Here is a 24,973-nt window from a genome sequence, read left to right on the forward strand (position 1 = left end):
TCATTGCACCTCCGCCGGCATTTTCAGGGGTCTTTTCGAGCCGCCGAACAGCGACCCGTTCGAGATGCCGGTGGAGCATCCGTTGGTGTCGGTGAACCCGCAGCCGCCTTTCAGGTCATAGGCATCCTCGACCTGTTCACGGTGCGTGGTGGGGATCACGAAGCGGTCCTCGTAATCGGCAAGCGCCATGATCTTGTACATATCCTCGATCATGCGCCCGCTCAGGCCGACACGCTGGGCTATGCCCTCATCAATCACGCCCTCAACGGTTTTGGAGCGCATGTAGGAGCGCATTGCCAGCATCCGCTCCAACGCGGTGATGACGGGTGCCTCGTCGCCGGCGGTCAGCATGTTGGCCAGATAGCGCACGGGAATGCGCAGATTGCGCACGTCGGGCATTCCCGCATCCATGCCGATCGCGCCGGCCTCCGCCGCGTTCTGGATGGGGGACAGGGGGGGGATATACCACACCATCGGCAATGTCCGGTATTCGGGATGCAGGGGGAAGGCGACCTTCCAGTCCATCGCCATTTTCCAGATCGGGCTTTCCTGCGCCCCCTTGATCCAATCCTCGGGGATGCCGTCGGCGCGCGCCGCCGCGATCACCGCCGGATCGTTGGGGTCTAGAAACACGCCAAGCTGCGCATCATAGAGGTCCTGCGGGTTTTCCACGCTGGCCGCCTCACCGATCCTGTCCGCGTCATAGAGCATGACGCCCAGATAGCGGATGCGGCCCACGCAGGTTTCCGAGCAGACCGTCGGGTTGCCGCTTTCGATGCGAGGATAGCACAGCGTGCATTTCTCGGATTTGCCGGTGGACCAGTTGTAATAGACTTTCTTGTACGGACAGCCCGAGACGCACATCCGCCAGCCCCGGCATTTTTCCTGATCGATCAGGACGATGCCGTCCTCCTCCCGCTTGTAGATCGCGCCCGAGGGGCAGGACGATACGCAGGTCGGGTTGAGGCAATGCTCACACAGGCGGGGCAGATACATCATGAAGGTGTTTTCGTATTCGCCGTAGATCTGCTTTTCGATGCCTTCGAAATTGTAGTCCCCGGATCGTTTCGAGAATTCGCCGCCCAGAATTTCCTCCCAGTTCGGGCCCTTCTCGATCTTCTGCATCCGCTCGCCGGTGATCTTGGAGCGGGGGCGCGCGGTGGGGAACGCCTCCATGTCGGGGGCGGATTTCAGGTGGTCATAGTCGAAATCGAACGGCTCGTAGTAATCGTCGATTTCGGGCATGTTGGGGTTGGCGAAGATATTGGCGAGGATGCGCCACTTGCTGCCCTGCTTTGGCTGAAGCTTGCCGGATTTCGTACGCTCCCAACCGCCATTCCAGCGGGCCTGATTTTCCCAATCGGTGGGATAGCCCAGGCCGGGCTTGGATTCCACGTTGTTGAACCATGCGTATTCGACGCCTTCGCGGCTGGTCCACACGTTCTTGCAGGTGACGGAGCATGTGTGGCACCCGATGCATTTATCGAGATTGAGCACCATGCCGATTTGTGCGCGGACTTTCATTCTGCTGCCTCCTGCTTGGGCACGTCCCGGCTCTTTTCGTTGTCGAGCCAGTCGATCTTCTTCATCTTGCGGATGACCACGAATTCATCCCGGTTCGCCCCCACGGTTCCGTAATAGTTGAAGCCGTAGGATTGCTGGGCGTAGCCGCCGATCATGTGGGTGGGTTTGAGAACCGTGCGCGTCACCGAGTTGTGGATGCCGCCGCGCAGGCCCGTCTTCTGGGATCCGGGCGTGTTCACGATCTTTTCCTGCGCGTGATACATGAAGGTCGAGCCTTCCTTGATCCGCTGCGACACCACCGCCCGCGCGGTCAGTGCGCCGTTGATATTGTAGACCTCGATCCAGTCGTTATCGACGATCCCGGCAGAGCGCGCGTCCACCTCCGATATCCAGACCACGGGCCCGCCCCTGTTCATCGTCAGCATCAGCAGGTTGTCGGTATAGGTGGAGTGGATGCCCCATTTCTGGTGCGGCGTGATGAAATTGAGCACCAGCGTGTCGCCCGCATCCTGCACGTCCCTGGTGATTGTCTTGAGGTCGACCGGCGGGCGGTAGGACATGAAGCCCTCGCCAAACGCCCGCATCCACAGGTGATCCTGATACAGTTGCTGGCGGCCGGTCAGCGTGCGCCACGGGATCAGTTCATGGACGTTGGTATAGCCCGCGTTATAGCTGACCTTGTCGCTTTCGATGCCTGACCAAGTGGGGCTGGAGATGATCTTGCGCGGTTGGGCGGCGATGTCGCGGAAACGGATCTTGTTGCCGTGCTCGCCCTCGGCCAGATGGGCGTGTTCGCGGCCCGTGGCCTTTGACAGGGCCTCCCATGCCTTGACCGCAACGTTGCCGTTCGTCTCGGGCGCGAGCATCAGGATAACCTCGCAGGCATCTATCGCCGTGTCGATCCGGGGGCGGCCGGCGGCCGAGCCGTCCAGTTGCACACCGTTGAGCGCGGACAGGTTGTCGATCTCCTCGCAGGTGTTCCAGGTGATCCCCTTGCCGCCATTGCCCAGCGTGTCGAGCAGCGGCCCCAGCGCGGTGAACCGGTCGTGGATCGCGGTATAATCCCGCTCGACCGCTACAAAGGCGGGTGCCGTCTTTCCCGGAATCAGATCGCATTCGCCCTTTTTCCAGTCCTTCACCTGATCCTGCGCGATCTCCGCCGAGGTGTCGTGCAGGATGGGCAGGGCGACGATGTCGGTTTCCTTGCCCAGATAGCCGGGCGCGATTTCCTGAAACTTCGCGGCGATCGCCTTGAAGATTTCCCAGTCGGACTTGCTCTCATAAGCCGGGTCCACCGCCGCCTGAAGCGGGTGGATGAACGGGTGCATGTCGGACGTGTTCATGTCGTCCTTTTCGTACCAGCTGGCCGTTGGCAGAACGATGTCGGAATAGACGCAGGTGGTGCTCATCCGAAAGTCGATGGTCACCAGCAGGTCGAGCTTGCCGCGCGGCGCGTCCTTGTGCCACCGGGCCTCCTTGGGCAATTGGCGGCCTTCCTCGCCCAGATCCTTGCCCATCACGCCGTTATCGGTGCCCAGCAGGTGTTTGAGGAAGTATTCGTGACCCTTGCCCGAGGATCCCAGCAGGTTCGAGCGCCACACAAACAGGTTGCGCGGCCAGTTTGCGGGATCGTCGGGATCCTCGCACGACATTTGCAGATCTCCCGATTTCAGGTTTTCGGCCACATAGGCCGGGATCTCCTTGCCCGCGGCCTTTGCTGCCCTGGCCACCTCCAGCGGGTTGGTCTTGAGCTGCGGCGCGGAGGGCAGCCAGCCCATCCGCTCGGCCCGGATGTTATAGTCGATCATGCTGGCATCCCAATCGCCGGCGGGGGCGGTGGGCGACAGGATCTCATCCGCCTCAAGCGTCTCATAGCGCCACTGGTCGGTATGCGCATACCAGGCAGAGGTCGAGTTCATGTGCCGGGGTGGGCGACCCCAGTCCAGCGCGAAGGCCAGCGGCTGCCAGCCGGTTTGTGGACGCAGCTTTTCCTGACCGACATAATGCGCCCAGCCGCCGCCGGATTTGCCCACGCAGCCGCACATCACCAGCATGTTGATGACACCGCGATAGTTCATGTCCATGTGGAACCAGTGGTTCATCGCCGCGCCGATGATGATCATCGACTTGCCATTGGTTTTTTCCGCATTGCTGGCAAATTCGCGCGCGACGTGGATGATCTTGTCCGTGGGCACGCCCGTGATCTTTTCGGCCCAGGCCGGGGTGCCGGGCATGTCGTTGGCGTAGTCGTTCGTCACCCAATCGCCGCCAAGCCCGCGATCGAGGCCGTAATTGGCGCAGAACAGGTCGAACACCGTGGCCACGGCTATTTCGCCGTCGGGGGTCTGGATCCGCTTTACCGGCACATTGCGCGTCAGGACTTTGGGATGGTCGGCATCCGTCTTGAACTGGCCGAAGGCCTCACCGCCGAAATAGGGGAAATCGACGCCGGGGGCGTCGTCGTGATCCTCATCCAGGATGAAGCTCATCTTCAGCCGGGTTTCAGCTTCCTTGGCCTTTTCCTCAAGGTTCCATTCGCCGTCCTCACCCCAGCGATAGCCGACGGAGCCGTTGGGCGCGACGAAGCCTTGGGAAAGCTCGTCATAGGCAACGGTTTTCCATTCGGGATTGTTGCTTTCGCCCAGCTTGCCGTCCAGATCATCGGCGCGCAGGAAGCGGCCGGGCACCAGTTTGCCGTTTTGCCGGTCCAGCTTCACCAGCATCGGAAAGTCGGAATATTTGCGCGTGTAATCCTCGAAATACTCGGTCTGCCGGTCCAGATGGAACTCACGCAGGATCACGTGACCGAAGGCCATCGCCAGCGCCGCATCGGTTCCCTGCCGCGCGTTCAGCCAGACATCCCCGAATTTGGCGGCTTCGGAATAATCGGGGCAGATGACGGCGGATTTCGTGCCCTTGTAGCGCACCTCGGTATAGAAATGCGCATCCGGCGTGCGCGTCTGCGGGACATTGGAGCCCCACAGCAGCAGATAGCCGGCATTGTACCAGTCGGCGCTTTCAGGCACGTCCGTCTGTTCGCCCCACGTCATGGGTGAGGCCGGCGGCAGGTCGCAATACCAGTCGTAGAACGACATGCACACGCCGCCCATCAGGCTCAGATACCGCGATCCTGCTGCGTAACTGACCATCGACATCGCAGGGATCGGTGAGAAGCCGAACACCCGGTCCGGGCCATAGGTCCTGGCGGTGTAGGCATTGGCGGCGGCGGTAATCTCGGTCGCCTCGTCCCATGTGGCGCGCACGAATCCGCCCTTGCCGCGCGTCTCGACATATGAGGCGCGCAGGATCGGATCGGCTTGCAGTTTGGTCCAGGCTTCGATCGGGCTCAACGTTTCGCGCATCTTGCGCCAGATCTTCAGCAAGCGCCCGCGCACCAGCGGGTTTTTCACCCGGTTGGCGGAGTAGAGATACCAGCTGTAACTGGCGCCGCGCGCGCAACCGCGCGGTTCATGATTGGGCAGGTCGGGGCGCGTGCGGGGATAGTCGGTCTGCTGCGTCTCCCATGTCACGATCCCCGATTTGACGTAGATCTTCCACGAACATGAGCCCGTGCAGTTCACCCCGTGGGTGGAGCGCACGACCTTGTCGTGGCGCCAGCGGTTACGATAGGTGTCCTCCCAATCGCGGTTTTCGCGGGTCACCTGCCCGTGGCCGCCGGAAAACTGTTCCAGCTCCTTGGGTTGCAGGAAGTTCAGTCTGTCGAGAAGATGGCTCATATCCATTTTCCTTTCGCTGTCGGGATGCGCGACCGCGCCTCCGCGTCGTCGATGGGTCAGCAGGGGACCGGTGCGTTCTTGCGGCTGTAGAAGGTCCAGGTGATCGCCACGCAGACCACGTAGAAGATCAGGAAGCACCAGAGCGCGCCGTTCGGGGCCCCGGTCATGCTGATCGAGGTGCCGTAAAGTTTCGGGATGAAGAACGCGCCGTAGGCGGCAATGGCCGAGGTAAAGGCGATGATCGCCGCGCTCTCACGCTCCGACTGTTTTTGCAGGGCCGCCGCGTCCAGTTGCGGCATCAGGCGCGGCACCTCCTGCCGCATGATCGACGGGATCATCTGGAAGGTGGAGGCATTGCCCACCCCGGTCAGGAAGAACAGCGCCATGAAGCAGGCAAAGAAGCCCATGAAGCTGCCGCCCTGTCCGCCCGATGGCAGGAAGAAGATCACGCCATAGACCGCGACGATCATGCCGAGGAAGGTCCAGAACGTGACCCGCCCGCCGCCGAACCGGTCGCTGATCCAGCCCGTGCCCGCGCGGCTGAGCGCACCGACAAGCGGGCCGAGGAACACATATTGCAGGGCGTTGACCTCGGGGAACATCAGGCGTGTCAGCAGGGGAAAGCCTGCCGAATAGCCGATGAAGCTGCCGAACGTGCCGGTATAGAGCACGCACATCACCCAGTTGTGGAAACGGCCGAAGATGACGGCCTGATCGCGAAAGCTGGCCTTGGCGTCCGCGATGTCGTTCATGCCCAGCCATACCGCGACCGTCGCGATAAGGATAAAGGGCACCCAGACAAAACCGGCGTTCTGCATCCACAGCTGGCTGCCGTCATCCAGCGTGACCGGCGCGCCGCCCATGGCGCCGAAAACGCCCGCGGTAATCGCGATCGGCACCAGAAACTGCATGACCGACACGCCGAGATTTCCCAGACCCGCGTTAAGTGCCAGCGCATTGCCCTTTTCCGCCTTTGGAAAGAAGTAGGCGATATTTGCCATGGAGGAGGCGAAGTTGCCGCCCCCGAGCCCACATAGCAGCGCCAGCGTCAGAAAGATCAGATAGGGCGTTTCGGGGTTCTGCACCGCATAGCCGATCCCCATTGCCGGCAGCAGCAGCGACCCGGTCGAAAGGGTCGTCCACAGCCTGCCGCCAAAGATCGGTACCATGAAGCTGTAGAAGATACGCAAGGTTGCGCCCGACAGTCCGGGCAATGCGGCCAGCCAGAACAGCTGGGACGAGGTGAAGTCGAACCCGATGGCGGGCAATCTGGCGACCACGACCGACCAGACCATCCAGACCGAAAACGCCAGCAGCAGGGCAGGGATCGAGAGCCACAGGTTGCGCCGCGCGACCGCACGGCCCTTCTCTTTCCAGAATGTTTCGTCCTCGGGGTGCCACTCTGTCAGCGTGCGGGGCATGGTTGTCCGCTCGGGCAGGTGGATCGACTGCATCTCGGGCAGTTCGGGAAGCGCGTCCAGCGCCGGTCCATGGGCCGCCCGCTCCATCGCGCGCACGGACAGGTGCATCCAGCCCAGCGAGACCGCCACCAACGCGAATAGAAGCGCGAAGCAGCTGGTATAGATGCCCGTCAGCTCCAGCAAAGCCCCGAACCCGATGGGAAGCGCGAACCCGCCCAGACCACCGATCATACCGACGAGGCCCCCGACCGCACCGACATGTTGCGGATAGTAGACCGGGATATGCTTGAACACGGCCGCCTTGCCCAGGCTCATGAAGAACCCCAGGACAAAGAGCGTGATGACGAAGGGCCACAGGGCCATTTCCGTCGAGAAGGCAATCGGGCCGCCCTTGGCCTGAATCACGTAGTTGGTCGGCGGATAGGACAGCATGAACAGCAGCACCAGGCTGAAGCCGAAGGTCCAGTACATGACTTTGCGCGCGCCGAACTTGTCTGACAGGTGGCCGCCATAGGCCCGGAACAACGAGGCCGACAGCGAGAATACCGCCGCCGCCATGCCCGCCGCCCGAATGTCGAGGCCATAGACGTCGATCAGGTAATGCGGCATCCAGAGCGCCAGCGCCACGAAGGCCCCGAACACAAAGAAGTAATAGAGCGAGAACCGCCAGACCTGCAAATTGCGCAACGGCGCGAATTGCGTGGCAAAGCTGGGCGGCTTGACGCCCGACTTGCGCCGCGCGACCAGTTCCGGGTCGTCCTTGGCAAACACGAAGAAGATGATCGCCATGATGCCGAGGCCGATGGCCCAGACATGCGCCACACCCTGCCAGCCATAGGCCACCATCACGAACGGGGCCACGAATTTGGTAACAGCCGCCCCGACATTGCCCGCCCCGAAGATCCCCAGCGCCGTGCCCTGATGACCCGCATCATAGAAGCGCGAGACGTAGGCGACCCCGATGATGAACGACCCCCCGGCCAGACCGATGCCCAATGCGGCGATCAGATACATCGGGTAGGTCGATGCGAAGGTCAGCGCCCATGTCGCAATCGCGGTCAGGGCCATCTGTGCGGTAAAGACCAGCCGCCCGCCGTATTTCTCGGTCCAGACGCCCAGGAACAGGCGCGTGATGGAGCCGGTCAGGATGGGCGTTGCGACCAGCAGGCCAAACTGCGCCTCGTTCAGCCCCAGTTCGGCTTTGATCCCGACACCGATAATGGAAAAGATCGTCCAGACCGCGAAACATGCCGTAAAGGCGACGGTGCTCAGCCCGAGGGCTCTGTTCTGATCGGCTCTGCCGACCGTTCCGGCACTGTCCATGGTACGTCCTCCTGACGATTATCGTGCGACATGCACAATTCGGGCGTGTGCAAGAGGTGGAGGGTTTTGGAGCGCGCTTATTTGACGTGGATCAAAAACGAGAAAATATGCAGCAAAATAAATTACTTAGCTATATTTATCAAACCCTGCGCGACGATAGATCAAGCCGCGCTGCGCGTAGGTCAATCACAAAGTTGACATTTATCAAGCGGGCCTGAAGGATACCGCCTATCAGTGAAAAGCGGCGGACCGGGGTGGACATGTCTGAAGGCTACAAGCAAGAGATTCGGAACCTTGAACTGTTCACCGACATGGATGAGGCCAATTTCCGTGCCTTGGTGCGGGGGGCCTATGTTCAGAACTTCCCGCCGCGAATTGATCTGATTCACGAGAATGACCCGCCGGATTTCCTGCACGTCATTCTGTCGGGATCCGTTGATCTGTTCTCGGTCTGGAACGGGCGGGAGACGAGCATGGCCACGGTCAGGCCCGTCTCGACCTTCATTCTGGCGGCGAGTGTGCGGAATCTACCTTACCTGATGTCCGCCAGAACGCTGGAGAAGAGCCGCATCGCCCTGATCCCTTCGCAGGATGTCAGAGAGGTTTTCGCCAGGGACAGCGCCTTTGCCCAGGCAATCGTCGCCGAACTCGCGCAATGCTACCGCTCCGTGGTGAAGAACGCCAAGGACCTCAAGCTGCGAACATCGTTCGAGCGGCTGGCAAACTACCTGCTGCGCCAGCAGGAGCGGACAGGCGATGTGGCGTTCGACCTGGCGATGGAAAAAAGGCGGCTGGCGTCCTTTCTGGGCATGACACCGGAAAACCTCAGCCGTGCCTTCAAGGGGTTGGAGCCGTATGGGGTCAAGGTGGATGGCAGCCGCATCGTGATCCGCGACCTTGCAGAGCTGACACGCTATGCCAAACCCAACCCTCTTATCGACGATTATTCGACGTGAGGGGCACCGGTTCCCGGTCTCAGCCGAGGGGACTGACGCCCAGCAGCCAGGGGTGTATCCAGATCAAGCCAAAATAGAGCGCGACGCCGATTGCCACGCGGACAATCATCGCAATCCACGATTCCGGCCGCATATTCCGGGCGCTGGACGTGACCTGACTGCGCAGCCTTTGCCATTCTGCCCCCATTTCACGCTTGCGCCGCCGGTCGACAAGGCGACCGCCAAACGCGGCGAAGATAGCGAAAACTCCGAACAGGATCACATGCGCCAGATCGCCATTCGGCACGAGATGTGCCAACGCCCACAGCGACACCGCCAACAGCAACGGATGCCGCGTCACCCGGACGATGCCAGCGCGTGCCGGATCGAAGCGGTCATTGTGTGCCCCCCCGAAGGAGAACGGATTTGGCCGCCCGATCGCCAGGGCGAGGATCACGCAGGCCAGCAGCATGACGACCATAGGCACATGCGCTTGCCAGGGGGCCCAGTCCCAAAGTGGTACGAACGGCGTGCGCCCGGCCGCGCCGATCAACCAGACCAGCACCGCCAGCGAAAGGCCGGAGTAAGCAAATGTGAACCCCCGCCGTCCCAGCCTGTCCTGTAGCCACGGGCGCAGGGGCGGGCGTACCGGCAGCGAATGGGTGACGAAGAAAGCAACCCAGGCCGCAGCGAATTCAAGCCATGCCACGGGGCTATCTCCCGCGCCGCTTGTCGGGCCGCAATCGCAGCAGCAACGGTCCATAGATCAAGACGAAACCGCCAAAGCCTCCGATCCATCCAAGGCCCGCGACCAGATGCAGCGCGCCTGCCCCGGACGGCCAGATGCCGGCAGCGACACGCGCCAGAACGGCCACGGTCACGAATACGTAGATGCCAACGGTTCCGGGCCCCGCCCTCAGCGGCTGGCCCGTATGCCCCAGGGTCGCGCGGGTCATTACGGCCAGGGTCATCAGGCCGATTGCCCCCGCCATCCACAAATGCTGTGCCGCCGCCGTGCCGAGGGTGCCGGGCCACAAGACATCTGCTCCGATCGCAAGGGCCCCGATTGGCACGAAGGCATATGCGACGTGCAGAACAGCGACCAGCGGCTCCGCCCCTGTGCGATATCCAGCCCACCTTGCCAGACGGACGGCGTGCGCGATCCCGGCCAAAAGAAGTGCGCCGCCTGCCGCCCAATGCGCAGGCCACAGAACCCACAGCAGCAGCGCACCCAGCAGCAGCAGAAGCGCGACCTTGTCGAACCGCTGCATCGGGGGTGCTGGCCGCCGCCCCTCACCCCGCCTGACCAGCCAGTTGCGCGTGAACGACGGAACAACGCGCCCCCCGATCACCCCGATCATCATCACGCCCGCGCCAATCCCCAGACGCAGCCCGTAACCTTGCGCGGCGTAAAAACCGTGCGCGGCCTCCCAGTGGAACAGCGCATTGGCCAGCGTGAACGCGGTCAGCAGGCCCAGAACCATGAGGTTTTTCCAGTTCCTGCCGGCGACGATCTCCCGCGCGATCACCAGGCCAAGTGCGACAGGCATCGCTAGGTCAATCACCGCAACCGCGAGAGGCGGCAGAAATATCGAGAGGCCTATGGCAACACGCCCCGCCAGCCAGAGCGCGAAGAGCCCGCCCAGCGACCAGTCCACAATCGGCAACCGCCCTGTCCAGTTCGGCACCGCCGTAAGCAGGAAACCCGCAACCACAGCCGAAAGGTAGCCGAACAGGAACTCATGCGCATGCCACGAGACCGGATCAAATGCCGAAGGCAGCGTCATGCTGGCAGAAATCATCGGCAGCCACAGCGCCATGATCACGACAGCCCAAATCCCCGCGCCCAGAAAGAACGGGCGAAACCCGTAGGTCAGAAGCGCCGGGCCGCGCCAGGCGCGCATTTGCTCTGCTGTGCTGCTCATGCTGGCCTCCTTGAAACTTGAGCGCCCCCTTCTGGTCAGGATCGCGGACAGACAGGGGATTCAGCGCGCACCGGAATGGTGCGCACAACCGGCGTAAGCCGCGCGCAGGTCAAACGGCATGCGGCATGGCGTCCCTGGCACGCCGTTGTTTGCATCATTTTTCCGGAATCGTACGCTGAAACAGCCATTTTCCTCATTATCCCGGGCGGGTTCTGGTTCTGGTTCTATTCGGTTGCGGGGCTATTGTTTATCCGGGCGGGTGTTGATCTGGGCGGGGGCTACTGCTGGCCCGCAGTGAATGAGGCGAATGAACATGTGCAAATGCGCTGAGCGCAGACGGACGATACGGCCATGATGACATTTGTCGTTGTTCTGGCTGTCTCAGGCTCACTGATCTTCGGCGCGGCGTGGGGGCTTTTCGGCAAGCTTCCCAAACCGCTGGAAGGGTTTCTGGTGGCCATGGCCGGGGGCGCGTTGATCGTGTCGGTGGTGGCCGAACTGGTGGAGCCTGCCGCTAAGGACGCCCCGCTTGGGGAGGTCATGTTCTTTCTGGGGCTGGGGGCTGTCTGCTTTGTGGTGCTGGACAGGCTCGTCGATCGTTATTTCGGGTCGGACAGCGGCGGGGGTCTGCTTGCGGCGATCACCCTTGACGGGATTCCGGAAAACCTCGCGCTTGGCGTGGCGCTGATCGGGGCGGGATTTGCCGAGGTGGCGGCCCTGGCCGGTTCGATCCTGCTGTCAAACCTGCCCGAGGCCGCAGGCGGCGCGCGCGACATGCGGGCAAGCGGGCAAAGCCGGGGTAGGGCGTTCGGGTTATGGGTGGCGACGGCGGGCATTCTCTCCGCCGCGGCGCTGATCGGGAATTTCGCGCTTTCAGGGGTCTCGGATATGGCACTGGCCTCGATCCGGGCATTCGCGGCCGGGGCGGTGACGGCATCGCTGGCAACGGAGGTTTTCCCCAAGGCGTTCAAGGAAGACAACAAATTTGCCGGGATTGCGGTGGCTCTGGGCCTGATCATCGCGTTTTCGCTGCACCAGATGTGAGCATGTCAGCAGCCCTGCGCGGGGGGTACGTTTTTTCGTCGCGTTTTTCATCGTGCCGGAAATTAACTTTCCGGGTCGCATTTGAATGCGTTTGGGGTCTAACCTTATTCTGCACGCGGAGGGGGCAGGGGCTTCGAAGCTCGGGGCTTCGCTTTCGCGTCAGGTTCACCGATCGGATCGCAAGGTCTGATGCAATGAGGTCCGCGAACCGGGCCCGGCAACGAAACGACAGGGAAACGATGATGATGAAACATCTCCTTCTGGCCGCGACGGCCATGACGATGACGATGGGGGCGGCGCAGGCGGACGCACTGCGATGGGCCCGGTCGAGCGATTCGCTGACACTGGACCCGCAGGCCCAGAACGAAGGGCCGACGCTGGCCATGATGCACCAGATGATGGAGCCGCTGATCCTGCGCAACCCGTCGGGTGAGTTGGAAAGCGCGCTGGCCACCGACTGGGCCGTCAGCACCGAAAACCCCGACGCCTGGAGCTTCACCCTGCGTGAGGGCGTGAAATATCACGACGGCGCGGACTTCACCGCCGAGGATGCCGTCTTCTCGTTCGAGCGCGCGATGAGCGAGAACAGCGACATGAAGGGCTTGCTGACCTCCATCGTGTCGGTCGAGGCGAACGGCGATTATGAGCTGATCATCACCACCGACGGCGCGAACCCGCTGCTGCCCTCATCGCTGACCAACATCTTCATGATGGACAAGGGCTGGGCCGAGGCGAACGGCGCCCAGAACGTGCAGGATTTCGAGAGTGGTGAGGAAACCTTCGCCTCGCAGAACGTGAACGGCACCGGCCCCTACCGGCTGGTCAGCCGTGAGGCCGACGTGAAAACCGAGATGACACGGTTCGACGGCTATTGGGGCGCGGATGAGTTCCCGCTGGATTATACCGATATCGTCTACACGCCGATCCAGAACCCCTCGACACGCGTTGCGGCGCTGCTGTCGGGTGAGGTGGACTTCATCCAGGACGTGCCGGTGCAGGATCTTCAGCGGATCGAGAGCGATCCCGAACTGAAGATCATGACCTCACCGCAGAACCGGGTGATCTTCTTTGGCATGAACATCGGTGACGAACTGGTCAACGGCACGCCCGAGGGCGGAAACCCGCTGGCCGATGTGCGCGTGCGTCAGGCGATGAACATGGCGATCAACCGTGATGCGATCCGGCAGGTCGTGATGCGCGGCCAGTCGATCCCGGCGGGGGTCGTCATGCCTCCGTTCGTCAACGGCTGGACCGAGGAGCTGGACACCGTTCCCACCACCGATGTGGAGGCCGCGCGCGCCCTGATGGAAGAGGCCGGCTGGGCGGACGGGTTCTCCATCCAGCTCGACTGCCCGAACGACCGCTACGTCAACGACGAGGCGATCTGTCAGGCGGCCGTCGGGATGCTGGCACAGATCGGCGTGACGGCGAACCTGAACGCGCAGCCCAAGGCGCAGCACTTCCCGCTGATGAACGGGCTGGGGTCGGATTTCTACATGCTGGGATGGGGCGTTCCGACCTATGACAGTGAGTATATCTTCAACTTCCTGTACCACACCAAGGGCGATGAGTTCGGCACCTGGAACAGCACCCGCTATTCCAACCCCAAGATCGACGAGATGACGCGCGCCATCGCGGCCGAGGTCGATCTGGAGGCCCGCGACGCCATGATCGCGGAAATGTGGCAGATCGTGAAAGAGGACATGATCTATCTGCCCGTGCATCACCAGACCCTGAACTGGGCGATGCGAAACGAGGTCGGCGCAGCCGTGAATGCGGACGATTCGGTCCATGTGAAGTACTTCACATACGACTGATCGTTGCCAAAGGGGTGCGGCGGGCCTGATCGCCCGCCGCACGATCCACCTGCCAGCAGCCCCGACCTGACCCGCCCGCCTTTACCTGAACGGCCACGCCCCGTGGCCCCGACCGGAAGTTTGCCCGATGCTCGCCTACATCATCCGCCGCGTGGCGCAATCGATATTGGTCCTGCTGGTCACGGGCTTCGTCGCGTTTTCCATGTTCAGCTTCGTGGGCGATCCCGTCGAAAACATGCTGGGGCAGGAGCGTACGCAGGCCGACGTGGACCGGCTGCGCGGGCAGCTGGGACTGGATCAGCCCTTCGTCGTGCAATACGCCAAGTTTCTGCAACAGGCCGCGCAGGGCAATTTCGGGCTGAGCTATCGTCAGGGCCGCGAGGTTTCCGCCATTCTGGCAGAGCGTCTGCCCGCGACGCTGGAACTGGCCTTCGTCTCGGGCCTGCTGGCGCTGGGGGGCGGCATCGGCTTTGGCATTCTGACCGCGATCCGAAGACGCGGGATCAGCTCGAACGTCATCATGACCTTGTCCCTGGTGGGGGTGTCGCTGCCGACATTCCTGATCGGGATCCTGCTGATCTATGTCTTTTCGGTGGAGCTGGGGTGGCTGCCCTCGTTCGGGCGGGGGGAGGTCGTCGATCTGGGATGGTGGACCACCGGATTCCTGACCGTCAGCGGGCTGAAGGCGCTGGTCCTGCCCGCCATCACGCTGGGCCTGTATCAGATGACGCTCATCATGCGGCTGGTGCGGACCGAGATGATGGAGGTGCTGCGCATGGACTACATCCGCTTCGCCCGCGCGCGCGGATTGCGCGAACGCTCGATCAATTTCCGCCATGCGCTGCGCAACACCCTGGTGCCCGTCATCACGATCACCGGTCTGCAACTGGGCAGCATCATCGCCTTCGCCATCATCACAGAGACGGTTTTCCAGTGGCCGGGCGTCGGATTGCTGTTCATCAACGCGGTGCAATTCGTCGATATTCCGGTAATGGCCGCGTATCTGATGATGATCTCCGTCATGTTCGTCGGCATCAACCTGATCGTCGATCTGCTGTATTTCGCCATTGATCCGCGCCTGCGCGTCGATGGCAAGGCCGGGGGGCACTGAATGTCCGATCATCAGATAGAAATCGAAACCCGCCGCACGCCCGGACGTCTGGCGCGGGCGTGGAACGGCGATCTGGCCTATTCGTTCCGGCATTCGCCGGTGGCGATGATCTCCGCCTTCATGGTGGCGCTGCTGGTTCTGTCGGCGGTCTTCGCGCCGTGGATCGCGCCGCACAACCCCTTCGACCCCGGATCGCTGAACCTGATGAACGGGTTCACACCACCGGGAGAGCCGAACGCCTTCACCGGCGAGGTGTTCCTGCTGGGCACCGACGATCAGGGGCGGGACGTGTTCTCGACCATCCTTTACGGGATGCGGATCTCGCTTTTGGTGGGGTTCTCCGCCGTGATGCTGGCGATGGTGATCGGCGTGGTGCTGGGGCTGCTGGCGGGCTATCTGGGCGGCTGGATCGAAAGCGTCATCATGCGCATTGCCGATATCCAGCTGACCTTTCCCGCGATCCTGGTGGCGATGCTGATTTTTGGCGTGGCCAAGGGGATCACCCCGCCGGAATATCGCGATCAGATGGCGATCTACGTGCTGATCCTGGCGATCGGCCTGTCGGACTGGGTGCAATTCGCCCGGGTCGTGCGCGGGGCCACGCTGGTCGAGAAGAACCGCGAATATGTCGAGGCCGCCCGGCTGGTCGGACGCCGTCCGTTTTCGATCATGATCCGGCACATCCTGCCCAATGCGCTGAACGCGGTGCTGGTGATCGCGACGATCAGTCTGGCGCTGGCCATCATCGCGGAGGCGACGCTGTCCTTCCTGGGTGTGGGCGCCCCGCCGACCAAGCCGTCGCTGGGCACGCTGATCCGCATCGGGCAGGGCTACATGTTCTCGGGCGAGTGGTGGATCCTGCTGTTCCCGGCGCTGACGCTGCTGGCGCTGGCGCTGTCCATCAATCTGCTGGGTGACTGGCTGCGCGACGCGCTCAACCCCCGACTGCGCTGAGGTATCTGCATGAGCGAGCCTGTTCTGTCCGTCCGCGATCTGGTCGTGGAAATCCCCACCCGCCACGGCGTTCTGCGCCCGGTGGACGGGGTCAGTTATGACATTGCCGCCGGTGAAATCCTGGGCGTGGTGGGGGAATCCGGCGCGGGCAAGTCGATGACCGGCAACGCCGTGATCGGCCTGCTGGACCGGCCGGCGCGCATCGCCTCGGGCGAGGTTCTGTTGCAGGGCCAGCCGATCCACCAGTTGCAGGGCGCGGCCTTGCGCAAGCTGCGGGGCCGGCACATGGGCATGATCTTTCAGGATCCGCTGACCTCGCTGAACCCGCTGCTGACGGTGGGCGACCAGTTGACCGAAACGATACAGGAGCATCTGGACCTGAGCGCCAGTCAGGCGCATGAGCGGGCCATCGCCGCTTTGGATGAGGTCGGCATCCCCGCCGCCCGCCAGCGGATCGACAGCTATCCGCACGAATTTTCCGGCGGTATGCGCCAGCGGGTCGTGATCGCGCTGGCGCTTTGCGCGGAACCCGAACTGATTATCGCGGATGAACCGACCACGGCGCTGGACGTGTCGGTGCAGGCGCAGATCATCGCGTTGCTGCGCCGGTTGTGCCGCGAACGCGGTGTGGCGGTGATGCTGGTAACACATGATATGGGCGTGATAGCGGAGGCCGCGGACCGCGTGGCGGTGATGTATGCCGGGCGTCTGGCTGAGCTTGGCCCCGTGCGTGAGGTCGTGACGCAGGCGCGCCACCCCTATACGGCGGGGCTGATGGCCTCCACCCCGGTGGCGTCGCAGGGACAAAAGCGCCTGCGCCAGATCCCCGGTGCCATGCCGCGTCTGGACGCGGTGCCTGCGGGCTGTGCCTTCCACCCGCGGTGCGAACGGGCGCAGGCGCGCTGCCGTCAGGCGCCGGGTCCGACCTTGCAGGCCTGTGACGGTCGCGCCGCGTGCTGGTTCCCGATCACCCATGAGCAGGAGGCCACCTTATGAGCGCGCTGATCCGGGTCGAAAACCTTGTCCGGGACTTCGATGTTTCGAAACCGTGGCTGAACCGTGTCATCGAACGCCTGCCCAAGGCGAAGCTGCGCGCGGTGGCGGATGTCAGCTTCGAGATCGAGGAACGCTCGGTCTATGCGCTGGTCGGGGAAAGCGGCTCGGGCAAATCCACGATCGGGCGCATCATCGCGGGTCTGATCCCGGCCAGCGCGGGCAGGGTGGTCATCGACGGCGTGGACATCGTCGATCAGGGCGGGCCGGATGCGGTGCGCTCCGAATTGCAGATGATCTTTCAGGATCCCTATGCCTCGCTGAACCCGCGATGGAAGGTGCGCGACATCATCGCGGAACCCGTCGCCGTGCGGGGTGAGCGGACGCAGGGTCTGGCCGAAAAGCTGCTGGAACAGGTCGGTCTGTCGGCCACGGATGCGGGCAAGTTCCCGCACGAGTTTTCCGGCGGCCAGCGGCAGCGGATCTGCATCGCGCGGGCGCTGGCCTCGAACCCGAAGATCATCATTTGTGATGAGCCGACCTCGGCGCTGGATGTCTCGGTCCAGTCACAGGTGCTGAACCTGATGAGCGATCTGAAGGAGGAGATGGGCCTGACCTATCTGTTCATCAGCCACGATCTGACCGTGGTGCGCCACATGGCGGACCGGATCGGGGTGCTCTATCTGGGATCGCTGGTCGAGGAGGCCCCCCGCGACCGGCTGTTCGACGCGCCCAAGCATCCCTATACCCGGATGCTGTTCGACGCCGCCCCGCGCATGGATGCGTTCGGGCGCGAGGTCGATCCGCCCAAGGGCGAGATTCCCGACGCCATCAACCCGCCCCCCGGCTGCCCCTATCACCCGCGCTGCCCGCTGGCGACGCAGATCTGCAAGGAGGAGCATCCCGCCCCCCGCATGATCGGTGAAACCCGCGTGCGCTGTCACCACGCGGAGTAAGCCGCCGGGCGGGGCGTTGGGGATTCCCAGGGTCTTTAACCGTTCGCCTAGGCAGAGGTGGTGGGGCTGGCCGTGACCAGCCCCCTTAAGTCAGACCCGCTCAAGCGCGATGGCGATGCCCTGACCGACGCCCACGCACATGGTCGAGAGCGATTTTTGACCCGGTTCCAGATCCAGCATCGCGGTGCCGGTGATCCGCGCACCCGACATGCCCAGCGGATGCCCCAGCGCGATGGCCCCGCCGTTGCGGTTCACCCGCGCATCATCATCCGCGACACCCAGTTGGCGCAGCGTGGCAAGGCCCTGGCTGGCGAAGGCCTCGTTCAACTCAATCACGCTGAAATCGTCGATGCTCAGACCCAGACGGGCCATCAGGTTTTGCGAGGCGGGCACCGGCCCGATCCCCATGACGCGCGGCGCGACGCCTGCGGTGGCCCCGCCCAGAATGCGGGCGATGGGGGTCAGGCCGTGGCGCTCGGCCATCTCGGCCGTGGCGATGATCAGCGCCGCCGCGCCGTCGTTCACGCCCGATGCGTTGCCTGCGGTGACGCTGCCGCCTTCACGGAACGGGGTGGGCAGGGACGCGAGTTTTTCCGCCGTCGTGGCGCGGGGATGCTCATCGCGATCGACCACGACCGGATCGCCCTTGCGCTGCGGAATCGAGACCGGCGTAATCTCACGCGCCAGACGGCCCGAAGCCTGCGCCGCCGCCGCCCGTTCCTGACTGGCCAGCGCGAAGGCATCCTGATCCGCCCGCGAAATGCCGAAATCGGCAGCGACGTTTTCCGCCGTCTCGGGCATGGATTCGACGCCGTATTGCGCCTTCATCGCGCGGTTGACGAAGCGCCAGCCGATGGTGGTGTCGTGGATCTCGGCCTTGCGAGAAAACGCGGCATCCGCCTTGGGCATCACCAGCGGCGCGCGCGACATGCTTTCGACGCCGCCGGCGATGGCCAGGTCCATCTCTCCGGCGCGAATGGCGCGGGCGGCGGTGATGATCGCATCCATGCCCGACCCGCACAGCCGGTTCATCGTGGTGCCCGGCACGGATTCAGGCAGGCCCGCCAGCAGGGCGGACATGCGCGCGACGTTGCGGTTGTCCTCTCCGGCCTGATTGGCGCAGCCATAGATCACTTCGCCTATCGCGGCAGGGTCCAGCCCGGTACGTTCGATCAGCGCCCGGATCGGGATCGCACCCAGATCGTCGGTGCGCACAGGGGCCAGCCCCCCGGCATAGCGTCCGATCGGGGTCCGGATATAGTCGCAGATATAGGCGTCGGTCATGGCTGTTCCTCAGGGCAATTCAAATTCCCCCGGACAATCGCCATGCTGAGACGCGCCAGTCAAGCCCTGCGAGGCCGCGCAACCAGTCCCGGCGATTGCTCACCTGCCCCCTTGTCGGTTGCTGTCGCGCGGTTTAGCCTGCGCGACAGCCTGCGTTGGGAGTGTCAAACGGTGCGATCCGCCCAGCCGGCAAATGTCTTCTCCAACGCGACCACGATGTAGTAGAGGACGATCCCCAGAAACGCGAGCGCGATCAGGACCGCGAACATCAGCGGATAGTCGGAATTCGTCTTGCCGCTGTCGAACAACGCGCCCAGCCCGCGCCCGTGGGGGGACACGATCTCCATCAGATTTGTGCCGATAAAGGCCAGCGTGACCGCCACCTTCAACGCGCCGAAGAATTCCGGCAAGGTCTTGGGCAACGCGATCTTCCAGAAGATCGTGGCCTGCGACGCGCCGAGCGAACGCAGGATGTCGCGGTATTCCGGCTCCAGCGTGCTCAACCCGATGGAAACGGAGACCGCGATGGGAAAGAACGAGATCATGAAGGCGATCAGCACCGTGTTGAAATCGTGCCAGCCCACGAACATCAGCGCCACGATGGGCACCACCGTCGCCTTGGGCACCGCGTTGAACCCGACCAGCAGCGGGTAGAGCGCATCGCGCATCGTGCGCGAGAATCCCATCACCATCCCCAGTGCCACGCCGAAGATCACGGCCAGCACCAGCCCCGCCACCGTGCGCCACAGGGTTTGCCAGCCCATGGTCAGGAACAGGCCCCAATACCGCTCATATGCCGGGATCAGATCGCTGGGTGAGGCCATCTTGTAATTCGGCCAGCCCATGATCCAGACCAGCGCCTCCCACGCGATCAGGAACACGATGACCGCGACCAGCGGGACGATGATCTGACGGGCCTTCATGCGGCATCTCCTGCGGGGGTGCGGCCCTGGGCGACCTCAATCTGGTGGCGCAGGATGTTCAGACGCTCCGCGGCCTCAGGGGTATAAAGATCGTCGAGGGTGCGCAGCCCGGTATCGGGAATATCCAGCACGAACTGGGTTCTGGCGGGGCGGCTCGACAGAACCACCACCCGGTCGGCCAGAAAGATGGATTCGCGCAGGTCGTGCGTGATCAGAACGCCGGTGAACGGCTCCTCCGCCTTTACCTTGTGCATCGTTTGCCACAGATCCTCACGGGTGAAGGCATCCAGCGCGCCGAACGGCTCATCCAGGATCAGCACTTCGGGCTGGTGGATCAGCGCGCGGCACAGCGATGCCCGCTGCTTCATGCCACCGGACAGTTCCGAGGGGCGCTTGTCCTCGAACCCGTCCAGGCCGACCAGCGCCAGCAAACGGCGGGCGCGGTCGCGTGCCTCGGCCCGCGACAGCTTGTTCGGCACGATTTCCAGCGGCAGCAGGACGTTTTGCAGAATGGTGCGCCATTCCAGCAGAACCGGGTTCTGAAACGCCATTCCGACATTCGAGCGGGGGGCGGTGATGCGCGTGCCATGCACCCGCACCTCGCCCTCATCGGGGATCAGCAGGCCCGCGACCAGACGGGTCAGGGTGGATTTGCCACAACCCGACGGCCCGACGACAGCGACGAAGCCGCCCTCGGGCACGCTGAGCTCGAGCCCGTCCAACACGGGCAGCGGGCCGGAGGCGGTGCGATAGGAATGGCGCACCGCCGTGATGTCGATCAACTTGTCGATCATGTCGTCTGGCATCATTCGCTCAGGTCGAACCCGCCCTCGGGCAGATAGGCATCGGTGAAGTAGAGCGATGCGTCGGGCGTCGTCGTGAACTCGTAGGTCGTGGCGATCTGCTCCAGCGCGGCGGCCATGCGGGCGTCGTCGATAATGCCGAAGCCGTTTTCCATCACCCAATCCGTCGCCACGTTGTCCTCGATGGACAATTCCAGACGGCGCTGCTCCAGCTCCGCATCGGCGGCGGGGTTGCGCGCGATCAGCATCGGGATCACGGCGGCGGGGTCTGCGATGGCATCCGCCCAACCCTCGGCCACGCCAGTCAGGAAGTTCGCGATCACCTGCGGGTTTTCCTGCGCGTAATCGGTGTTGACGATGATGACGTTGCCGTAAAGGTCCACGCCGTAATCGGCCATCAGGATCGTGACGAGGTCATCCTCGGGCACGCCCAGACGGGCCGCGTTCAGGTAGGAGGTGAACGAAAAGCCGGTGATCGCATCGACGCGCCCCTCGGCCAGCATGGGTTCGCGGGTGGGAAAGCCCACCGGCTCCACCGTGATCGCATCCATGTCCAGATCGTTTTCGGCGGCAAAGATCGGGAACTGCGCCCATGCGCCATCGGGCGGCGGCGCGCCCAGGATGCGACCTTCGAGGCTGGCCGGATCGCTGATCCCCTGCGAGGCCCGGCCAATGATGGCGAAGGGCGGCTTGTCATAGATCATCATCGCACCGATCACCGGCGCGCCTGGGTTCTGGTCGAGGAATTTCACAAGGCTGTTGATGTCCGCCATCCCGACAGGAAACGCGCCGGTCGCCACCTTCGGGATTGCATCGAGAGAGCCGTTGCCCGCCTCCACCGTCACATCCAGATCCAGCGCCGCGAAATTGCCGTTGTCGATGGCGGCGAAATACGGCGCGGCAGGCCCCTCGAATTTCCAGTCGAGCGCGAAGGGCATCGCGGTCTGGGCGCTGACGGCGGTCGCGCCCAGCAGCGAGGCGGCGATCAGAATGCGGGTGAACATGGGTGAATCCCTCAATAGCATGCGGTTTCGCACAGTTTGAGAGACGACGCGCCCTGCGCGCCACAAAAATCATGCACCACGCATCCGCCCCGGCACGATTTCCCGCACACCTGCACAATTTTCGCCCAGCCTGCCCATACGAACGGCACGAAACGAAAGCACCGCCGCATATTCAGGCATCGGACGCCACACGCTGCGGTTGAAGCGGCGATTATTTTACATAACCTTCATTATCACACGCCATCCCAGCGCACAGCCGCCGCCCCCATCAGCGGTCACTCAACCAGGAAAAGGGCGATCTGCGGAAACACTGCCAGCAGGCCTATGAACCCCAGTATGCCGACCACGAAGGGCATGCATCCCAGGAAGATCTTGCCCAGTGGCACATCCTGCGCCACGGTCTTGATCACATAGACATTGACGCCCAGCGGCGGCGTCACCAGCCCGATCTCCGCCACGATGATGACATAGATGCCGAACCAGACCGGGTCTATGCCAAGGGCCATCGCAATCGGATACAGGATCGGCACCGTCAGGATCAGCATGCCGAACACGTCGAGCACGCAGCCCAGCACGAGGTAAAGCAGTGTCACCGCGAAAATGAACTGGAAATAGCCCAGATCCATGGCCAGCATCGCGCCCGTGATCGCTTCGATCAGGCCCGTCTGCACGAGGAACCGCGTGAACAGCGTGCCCCCCACGATGATGACGAACAACATGGTGGACATCAGCGCCGCATCGGTCAGCGAAGCCCGGATCGCGTCGAAGCTGAGGCTGCGTTGGAAAAAGCCCAGAACCAGAACCACAAAGACGCCGATCACGGAGCCTTCGGTCGGGGTAAAGACCCCCAGGTAAAGCCCGCCCAGCAGCACGGTGAACAGCCCCAGCACCGGCAGCACGCCAAGCAGCGCCCGAACCCGTTCGGCCAGCGCCGGCGCGGCGACCTGGTGCCCCCCTTGATCCGGGTCGATGCGCACGATCAGAACGATGGTCGTGGCAAAGATCAGGGCAATTATCAGCCCCGGCACGACCCCCGCCACGAAAAGCGCGCCAATCGAGGTCTCCGTCATCAGGCCATAGAAAATCATGATGATGCTGGGCGGGATCAGGATACCCAGCGTGCCGGAGGCCGAAAGAACGCCGGTGGACAATGGCATGCCATAGCCATAGCGCCGCATCTCGGGGATGATGATAGCCCCCATCGTGCGGGCGGTCGCCGTGCTGGAGCCGCTGACCGCGCCAAATCCGGCACAGGCGAAAACCGCCGCGATCGCCAGACCGCCGGGCATCCAGCTCAGCCAATAGGAGGCGGCCCGGAACATGTTTCGGGCAATCCCCGTGTGATAGATCAGGTTGCCCATCAGAATGTAGAAGGGAATGGCGATCAGCACGAACTTGGTCCCCTCGGACCAGAACGACAGCGTGATCTGGGTCATGGCCGTGGACAGCGAACCCACGATGGCCAGACCGCCGATCCCCACCGCGATCAGGCTCAACCCGATGGGAACGCCGATCACGATCAGCAGGATCAGAAGAACAAAGGCGCCGGTTCCCAGAGCGATCACAGCGCGTCCCCCCGCACCGGATCGCCGCTCGGGCGCGGCCACAGCAGCTTCCACCCCGCAAGAACAGCGCAGACCGCCCCCACGACACCCAGCGCCCCGCGGAACCAGTGAAGCGGCAGGCCCAGATCCGTGGACCGCTCGTTGAACAGAATCATCAGCTCGATGTCGCTCCAGCATTGGATGACGATCAGCACGCTGACCCCCAGCAGGATAAGCCAGACCAGCCGCGCCAGCGCATTGTTCAGGCCCGGCCGCATCATCGTGGTCAGGAAATCGGCCCGGATATGCACGTCACGACGCCAGCTTTCGGGCAGGGCCAGGATAATCGCCATGAACAGGGTGATGGTCGAGGCCTCCTGCGCCCAGACCAGCGGCGCGTTGAACACATATCGCAGGGTGACATCGACACCGATGAGCACCAGAATCATCGGCAGACAGACATAGGCAGAGAGAAAGAAGAGTCCGCGGGATACTTTGGATATTGGGGTCATGGCCGCCTCTGTTTTGGCTCGAAAACCGGCCCCGCTTGCGCGGGACCGGGCTTGCTACATCTGGACGGGGGGGCGTGTCAGCGCAGACCCTCGACCGGCGGCAGCGCCAGAATTTCCTCGTCGCTCATGCCCTCGTACTTGTCACGCAGCTCGCGCATGTCGTTGACGAAGGCGGCGGCGACGGACCCTTCACCGCCGTTTTCGGCGACGAAACCCTCCCACATCGGGTTCAAAAGCTCCGCGATGCGGGCCTGTTCCTCCTCGCTGGCCTGAACGATCGTCACGCCTTCCTCGGTCATGCGTTCGATGGCGCTTTGCGTCAGGCCCATATACATGCGCGCATAATCATAGCCCGCCTGATTGCCCGCCTCGGCGACGACCGCCTGAAGTTCGGGCGACAATCCGTCATAGAACGCCGCGTTGATCGCATGGGGGATCGCGATGCGGGCCGCATTCATCTGATAGTAATGCTTGCCCACCTCATACATGCGATAGGCGACCATGTCGGCACTGGCCAGAATGATGCCGTCCACAACCCCCTGCTGGAACGCGGTATAGGCATCGGTAATCGCCATAGTGACCGGAATGCCGCCCAACCTCTCCACGATCTCGGTTGCGGTACTGCCGCCCGCCCGGATGCGCAGGCCGTGCAGGTCTTCGAGTGAGTTGATCGGCTGCGATGCCAGAATATCGTAGCTCGGCGTCGAGGCGTTGAAGGCCAGCTTGACCCGCATCCGCTCATATTCATCCCGCAGATAGGTTGCGTAAAGTTCGTCCATCACGCGCACCGTGGCGATGTCGCTGTCGGGCATCGCACCGGGCAGTTGCAGCCCGTGGAACAGCGAGAAACTGCTCGCCTGATAGAGCGGCCATGCCGAGGTTATGTCCGTGATGCCGGTCGCCGCCGCGCGAAAACCGTCCGCGACAGGGTGCAGCACTTCACCGGGGTAGCGTGCGACGTCGAACTCACCCTCGCTCAGGCTTTCGAGCCGCGCGGCGTAAGGCTCCATCACCTCCTGCCAGGCGGCGGATGTGGCGGGCTGGTTGTAGGACAGTATGACCTCTGTCTCCGCCTGCGCCGCCACAGGTGCCATGCCTGCCAATGCCACGGCCAGCGCCATGCCTGCCGTCTTGATTCTGGTTGCTTTCATGATATCCGATCC

Annotated in this window: 20 protein-coding genes; 8 read left to right on the forward strand and 12 right to left on the reverse strand. The window is 63.2% G+C overall.

Annotation, left to right across the window (positions count from 1 at the left end; genetic code table 11):
* The 3 genes from narH to G8E03_RS17145 are packed head-to-tail and all read right to left on the reverse strand — an operon-like array spanning nt 1 to nt 8,005.
* A complete protein-coding gene (narH, locus tag G8E03_RS17135) occupies nt 1-1,524 on the reverse strand; it encodes a nitrate reductase subunit beta (protein ID WP_166195559.1) in 1,524 nt (507 codons plus the stop codon).
* Entirely contained in the window at nt 1,521-5,261 is a 3,741-nt protein-coding gene (locus tag G8E03_RS17140) for a nitrate reductase subunit alpha (RefSeq protein ID WP_166195562.1), read from the reverse strand. The genes narH and G8E03_RS17140 overlap by 4 nt, the downstream gene beginning before the upstream one ends.
* 56 nt (nt 5,262-5,317) lie before the next feature.
* A complete protein-coding gene (locus G8E03_RS17145; protein WP_166195565.1) occupies nt 5,318-8,005 on the reverse strand; it encodes a nitrate/nitrite transporter in 2,688 nt (895 codons plus the stop codon).
* 260 nt (nt 8,006-8,265) lie between these two features.
* Here G8E03_RS17145 and G8E03_RS17150 point away from each other — a divergent pair, with 260 nt between their 5' ends.
* On the forward strand, nt 8,266-8,961 hold the full coding sequence (locus G8E03_RS17150) for a helix-turn-helix domain-containing protein (RefSeq protein ID WP_166195568.1): 696 nt from the start codon (nt 8,266-8,268) through the stop codon (nt 8,959-8,961).
* Between the two features lie 19 nt (nt 8,962-8,980).
* Here G8E03_RS17150 and G8E03_RS17155 read toward each other — a convergent pair whose 3' ends face one another.
* Together G8E03_RS17155 and G8E03_RS17160 are read right to left on the reverse strand one after the other, a co-directional pair.
* Nucleotides 8,981-9,649 carry an NnrU family protein gene (locus G8E03_RS17155; protein WP_240910514.1) on the reverse strand — a complete coding sequence of 223 codons (669 nt, stop codon included), beginning with the start codon at nt 9,647-9,649 and terminating at the stop codon, nt 8,981-8,983.
* A 4-nt stretch (nt 9,650-9,653) separates the two neighbouring features.
* Complete coding sequence (locus G8E03_RS17160; protein WP_166195574.1) at nt 9,654-10,865, reverse strand: NnrS family protein; 1,212 nt, start codon at nt 10,863-10,865, stop codon at nt 9,654-9,656.
* 75 nt (nt 10,866-10,940) lie between these two features.
* Between G8E03_RS17160 and G8E03_RS17165 the strand changes: the two genes are divergently transcribed.
* The 7 genes from G8E03_RS17165 to G8E03_RS17195 all read left to right on the forward strand — a co-directional run bounded on the left by G8E03_RS17165 (nt 10,941) and on the right by G8E03_RS17195 (nt 17,740).
* Nucleotides 10,941-11,195 (forward strand): hypothetical protein, encoded by a 255-nt coding sequence (locus G8E03_RS17165; RefSeq protein WP_166195577.1) that lies wholly within the window; start codon nt 10,941-10,943, stop codon nt 11,193-11,195.
* Between the two features lie 21 nt (nt 11,196-11,216).
* Nucleotides 11,217-11,909, forward strand: coding sequence for a ZIP family metal transporter (locus tag G8E03_RS17170; RefSeq protein WP_166195579.1), 693 nt, complete (start codon nt 11,217-11,219; stop codon nt 11,907-11,909).
* Between the two features lie 239 nt (nt 11,910-12,148).
* The gene (locus G8E03_RS17175) at nt 12,149-13,726 is read left to right on the forward strand and encodes an ABC transporter substrate-binding protein (protein WP_166195584.1); all 1,578 of its coding nucleotides are present in this window, start codon (nt 12,149-12,151) and stop codon (nt 13,724-13,726) included.
* Between the two features lie 127 nt (nt 13,727-13,853).
* A complete protein-coding gene (locus tag G8E03_RS17180) occupies nt 13,854-14,837 on the forward strand; it encodes an ABC transporter permease (protein WP_166195587.1) in 984 nt (327 codons plus the stop codon).
* The gene (locus tag G8E03_RS17185) at nt 14,838-15,791 is read left to right on the forward strand and encodes an ABC transporter permease (RefSeq protein WP_166195590.1); all 954 of its coding nucleotides are present in this window, start codon (nt 14,838-14,840) and stop codon (nt 15,789-15,791) included. It begins immediately after the preceding gene.
* Between the two features lie 9 nt (nt 15,792-15,800).
* Complete coding sequence (locus G8E03_RS17190; protein ID WP_166195594.1) at nt 15,801-16,787, forward strand: ABC transporter ATP-binding protein; 987 nt, start codon at nt 15,801-15,803, stop codon at nt 16,785-16,787.
* Nucleotides 16,784-17,740: an ABC transporter ATP-binding protein gene (locus G8E03_RS17195; protein WP_166195597.1), complete on the forward strand. Its 957-nt coding sequence runs from the start codon at nt 16,784-16,786 to the stop codon at nt 17,738-17,740. The genes G8E03_RS17190 and G8E03_RS17195 overlap by 4 nt, the downstream gene beginning before the upstream one ends.
* 90 nt (nt 17,741-17,830) lie before the next feature.
* Here the strand turns inward: G8E03_RS17195 and pcaF are convergent, their stop codons facing one another.
* The 7 genes from pcaF to G8E03_RS17230 form a co-directional block, all read right to left on the reverse strand.
* The gene (pcaF, locus tag G8E03_RS17200; RefSeq protein WP_166195600.1) at nt 17,831-19,024 is read right to left on the reverse strand and encodes a 3-oxoadipyl-CoA thiolase; all 1,194 of its coding nucleotides are present in this window, start codon (nt 19,022-19,024) and stop codon (nt 17,831-17,833) included.
* Nucleotides 19,025-19,188: 164 nt separating this feature from the next.
* A complete protein-coding gene (locus G8E03_RS17205) occupies nt 19,189-19,947 on the reverse strand; it encodes an ABC transporter permease (protein WP_166195603.1) in 759 nt (252 codons plus the stop codon).
* Nucleotides 19,944-20,753 carry an ABC transporter ATP-binding protein gene (locus G8E03_RS17210; protein ID WP_240910516.1) on the reverse strand — a complete coding sequence of 270 codons (810 nt, stop codon included), beginning with the start codon at nt 20,751-20,753 and terminating at the stop codon, nt 19,944-19,946. The genes G8E03_RS17205 and G8E03_RS17210 overlap by 4 nt, the downstream gene beginning before the upstream one ends.
* Nucleotides 20,753-21,754 carry an ABC transporter substrate-binding protein gene (locus tag G8E03_RS17215; RefSeq protein ID WP_166195606.1) on the reverse strand — a complete coding sequence of 334 codons (1,002 nt, stop codon included), beginning with the start codon at nt 21,752-21,754 and terminating at the stop codon, nt 20,753-20,755. Before G8E03_RS17215 ends, G8E03_RS17210 begins: the two co-directional genes overlap by 1 nt.
* A 275-nt stretch (nt 21,755-22,029) precedes the next feature.
* Nucleotides 22,030-23,319 (reverse strand): TRAP transporter large permease, encoded by a 1,290-nt coding sequence (locus G8E03_RS17220; RefSeq protein WP_166195609.1) that lies wholly within the window; start codon nt 23,317-23,319, stop codon nt 22,030-22,032.
* Nucleotides 23,316-23,810 carry a TRAP transporter small permease gene (locus G8E03_RS17225; protein WP_166195611.1) on the reverse strand — a complete coding sequence of 165 codons (495 nt, stop codon included), beginning with the start codon at nt 23,808-23,810 and terminating at the stop codon, nt 23,316-23,318. Before G8E03_RS17225 ends, G8E03_RS17220 begins: the two co-directional genes overlap by 4 nt.
* Nucleotides 23,811-23,887: 77 nt before the next feature.
* Nucleotides 23,888-24,961: a TRAP transporter substrate-binding protein gene (locus tag G8E03_RS17230; protein WP_166195614.1), complete on the reverse strand. Its 1,074-nt coding sequence runs from the start codon at nt 24,959-24,961 to the stop codon at nt 23,888-23,890.
* Nucleotides 24,962-24,973 lie beyond the last annotated feature (12 nt).

Source organism: Pontivivens nitratireducens, assembly GCF_011290545.1.
GTDB lineage: Bacteria > Pseudomonadota > Alphaproteobacteria > Rhodobacterales > Rhodobacteraceae > Pontivivens > Pontivivens nitratireducens.

Bases quoted from the DNA above. Each gene is read 5' to 3' on its own strand.
- G8E03_RS17205 (WP_166195603.1), bottom strand. From the start codon at position 19,947: ATGAAGGCCCGTCAGATCATCGTCCCGCTGGTCGCGGTCATCGTGTTC.
- G8E03_RS17145 (WP_166195565.1), bottom strand. From the start codon at position 8,005: ATGGACAGTGCCGGAACGGTCGGCAGAGCCGATCAGAACAGAGCCCTC.
- G8E03_RS17185 (WP_166195590.1), top strand. From the start codon at position 14,838: ATGTCCGATCATCAGATAGAAATCGAAACCCGCCGCACGCCCGGACGT.
- G8E03_RS17140 (WP_166195562.1), bottom strand. From the start codon at position 5,261: ATGAGCCATCTTCTCGACAGACTGAACTTCCTGCAACCCAAGGAGCTG.
- G8E03_RS17165 (WP_166195577.1), top strand. From the start codon at position 10,941: ATGGTGCGCACAACCGGCGTAAGCCGCGCGCAGGTCAAACGGCATGCG.
- G8E03_RS17170 (WP_166195579.1), top strand. From the start codon at position 11,217: ATGATGACATTTGTCGTTGTTCTGGCTGTCTCAGGCTCACTGATCTTC.
- G8E03_RS17195 (WP_166195597.1), top strand. From the start codon at position 16,784: ATGAGCGCGCTGATCCGGGTCGAAAACCTTGTCCGGGACTTCGATGTT.
- G8E03_RS17225 (WP_166195611.1), bottom strand. From the start codon at position 23,810: ATGACCCCAATATCCAAAGTATCCCGCGGACTCTTCTTTCTCTCTGCC.
- G8E03_RS17190 (WP_166195594.1), top strand. From the start codon at position 15,801: ATGAGCGAGCCTGTTCTGTCCGTCCGCGATCTGGTCGTGGAAATCCCC.
- narH (WP_166195559.1), bottom strand. From the start codon at position 1,524: ATGAAAGTCCGCGCACAAATCGGCATGGTGCTCAATCTCGATAAATGC.
- pcaF (WP_166195600.1), bottom strand. From the start codon at position 19,024: ATGACCGACGCCTATATCTGCGACTATATCCGGACCCCGATCGGACGC.
- G8E03_RS17230 (WP_166195614.1), bottom strand. From the start codon at position 24,961: ATGAAAGCAACCAGAATCAAGACGGCAGGCATGGCGCTGGCCGTGGCA.
- G8E03_RS17210 (WP_240910516.1), bottom strand. From the start codon at position 20,753: ATGCCAGACGACATGATCGACAAGTTGATCGACATCACGGCGGTGCGC.
- G8E03_RS17150 (WP_166195568.1), top strand. From the start codon at position 8,266: ATGTCTGAAGGCTACAAGCAAGAGATTCGGAACCTTGAACTGTTCACC.
- G8E03_RS17175 (WP_166195584.1), top strand. From the start codon at position 12,149: ATGATGATGAAACATCTCCTTCTGGCCGCGACGGCCATGACGATGACG.
- G8E03_RS17160 (WP_166195574.1), bottom strand. From the start codon at position 10,865: ATGAGCAGCACAGCAGAGCAAATGCGCGCCTGGCGCGGCCCGGCGCTT.
- G8E03_RS17215 (WP_166195606.1), bottom strand. From the start codon at position 21,754: ATGTTCACCCGCATTCTGATCGCCGCCTCGCTGCTGGGCGCGACCGCC.
- G8E03_RS17180 (WP_166195587.1), top strand. From the start codon at position 13,854: ATGCTCGCCTACATCATCCGCCGCGTGGCGCAATCGATATTGGTCCTG.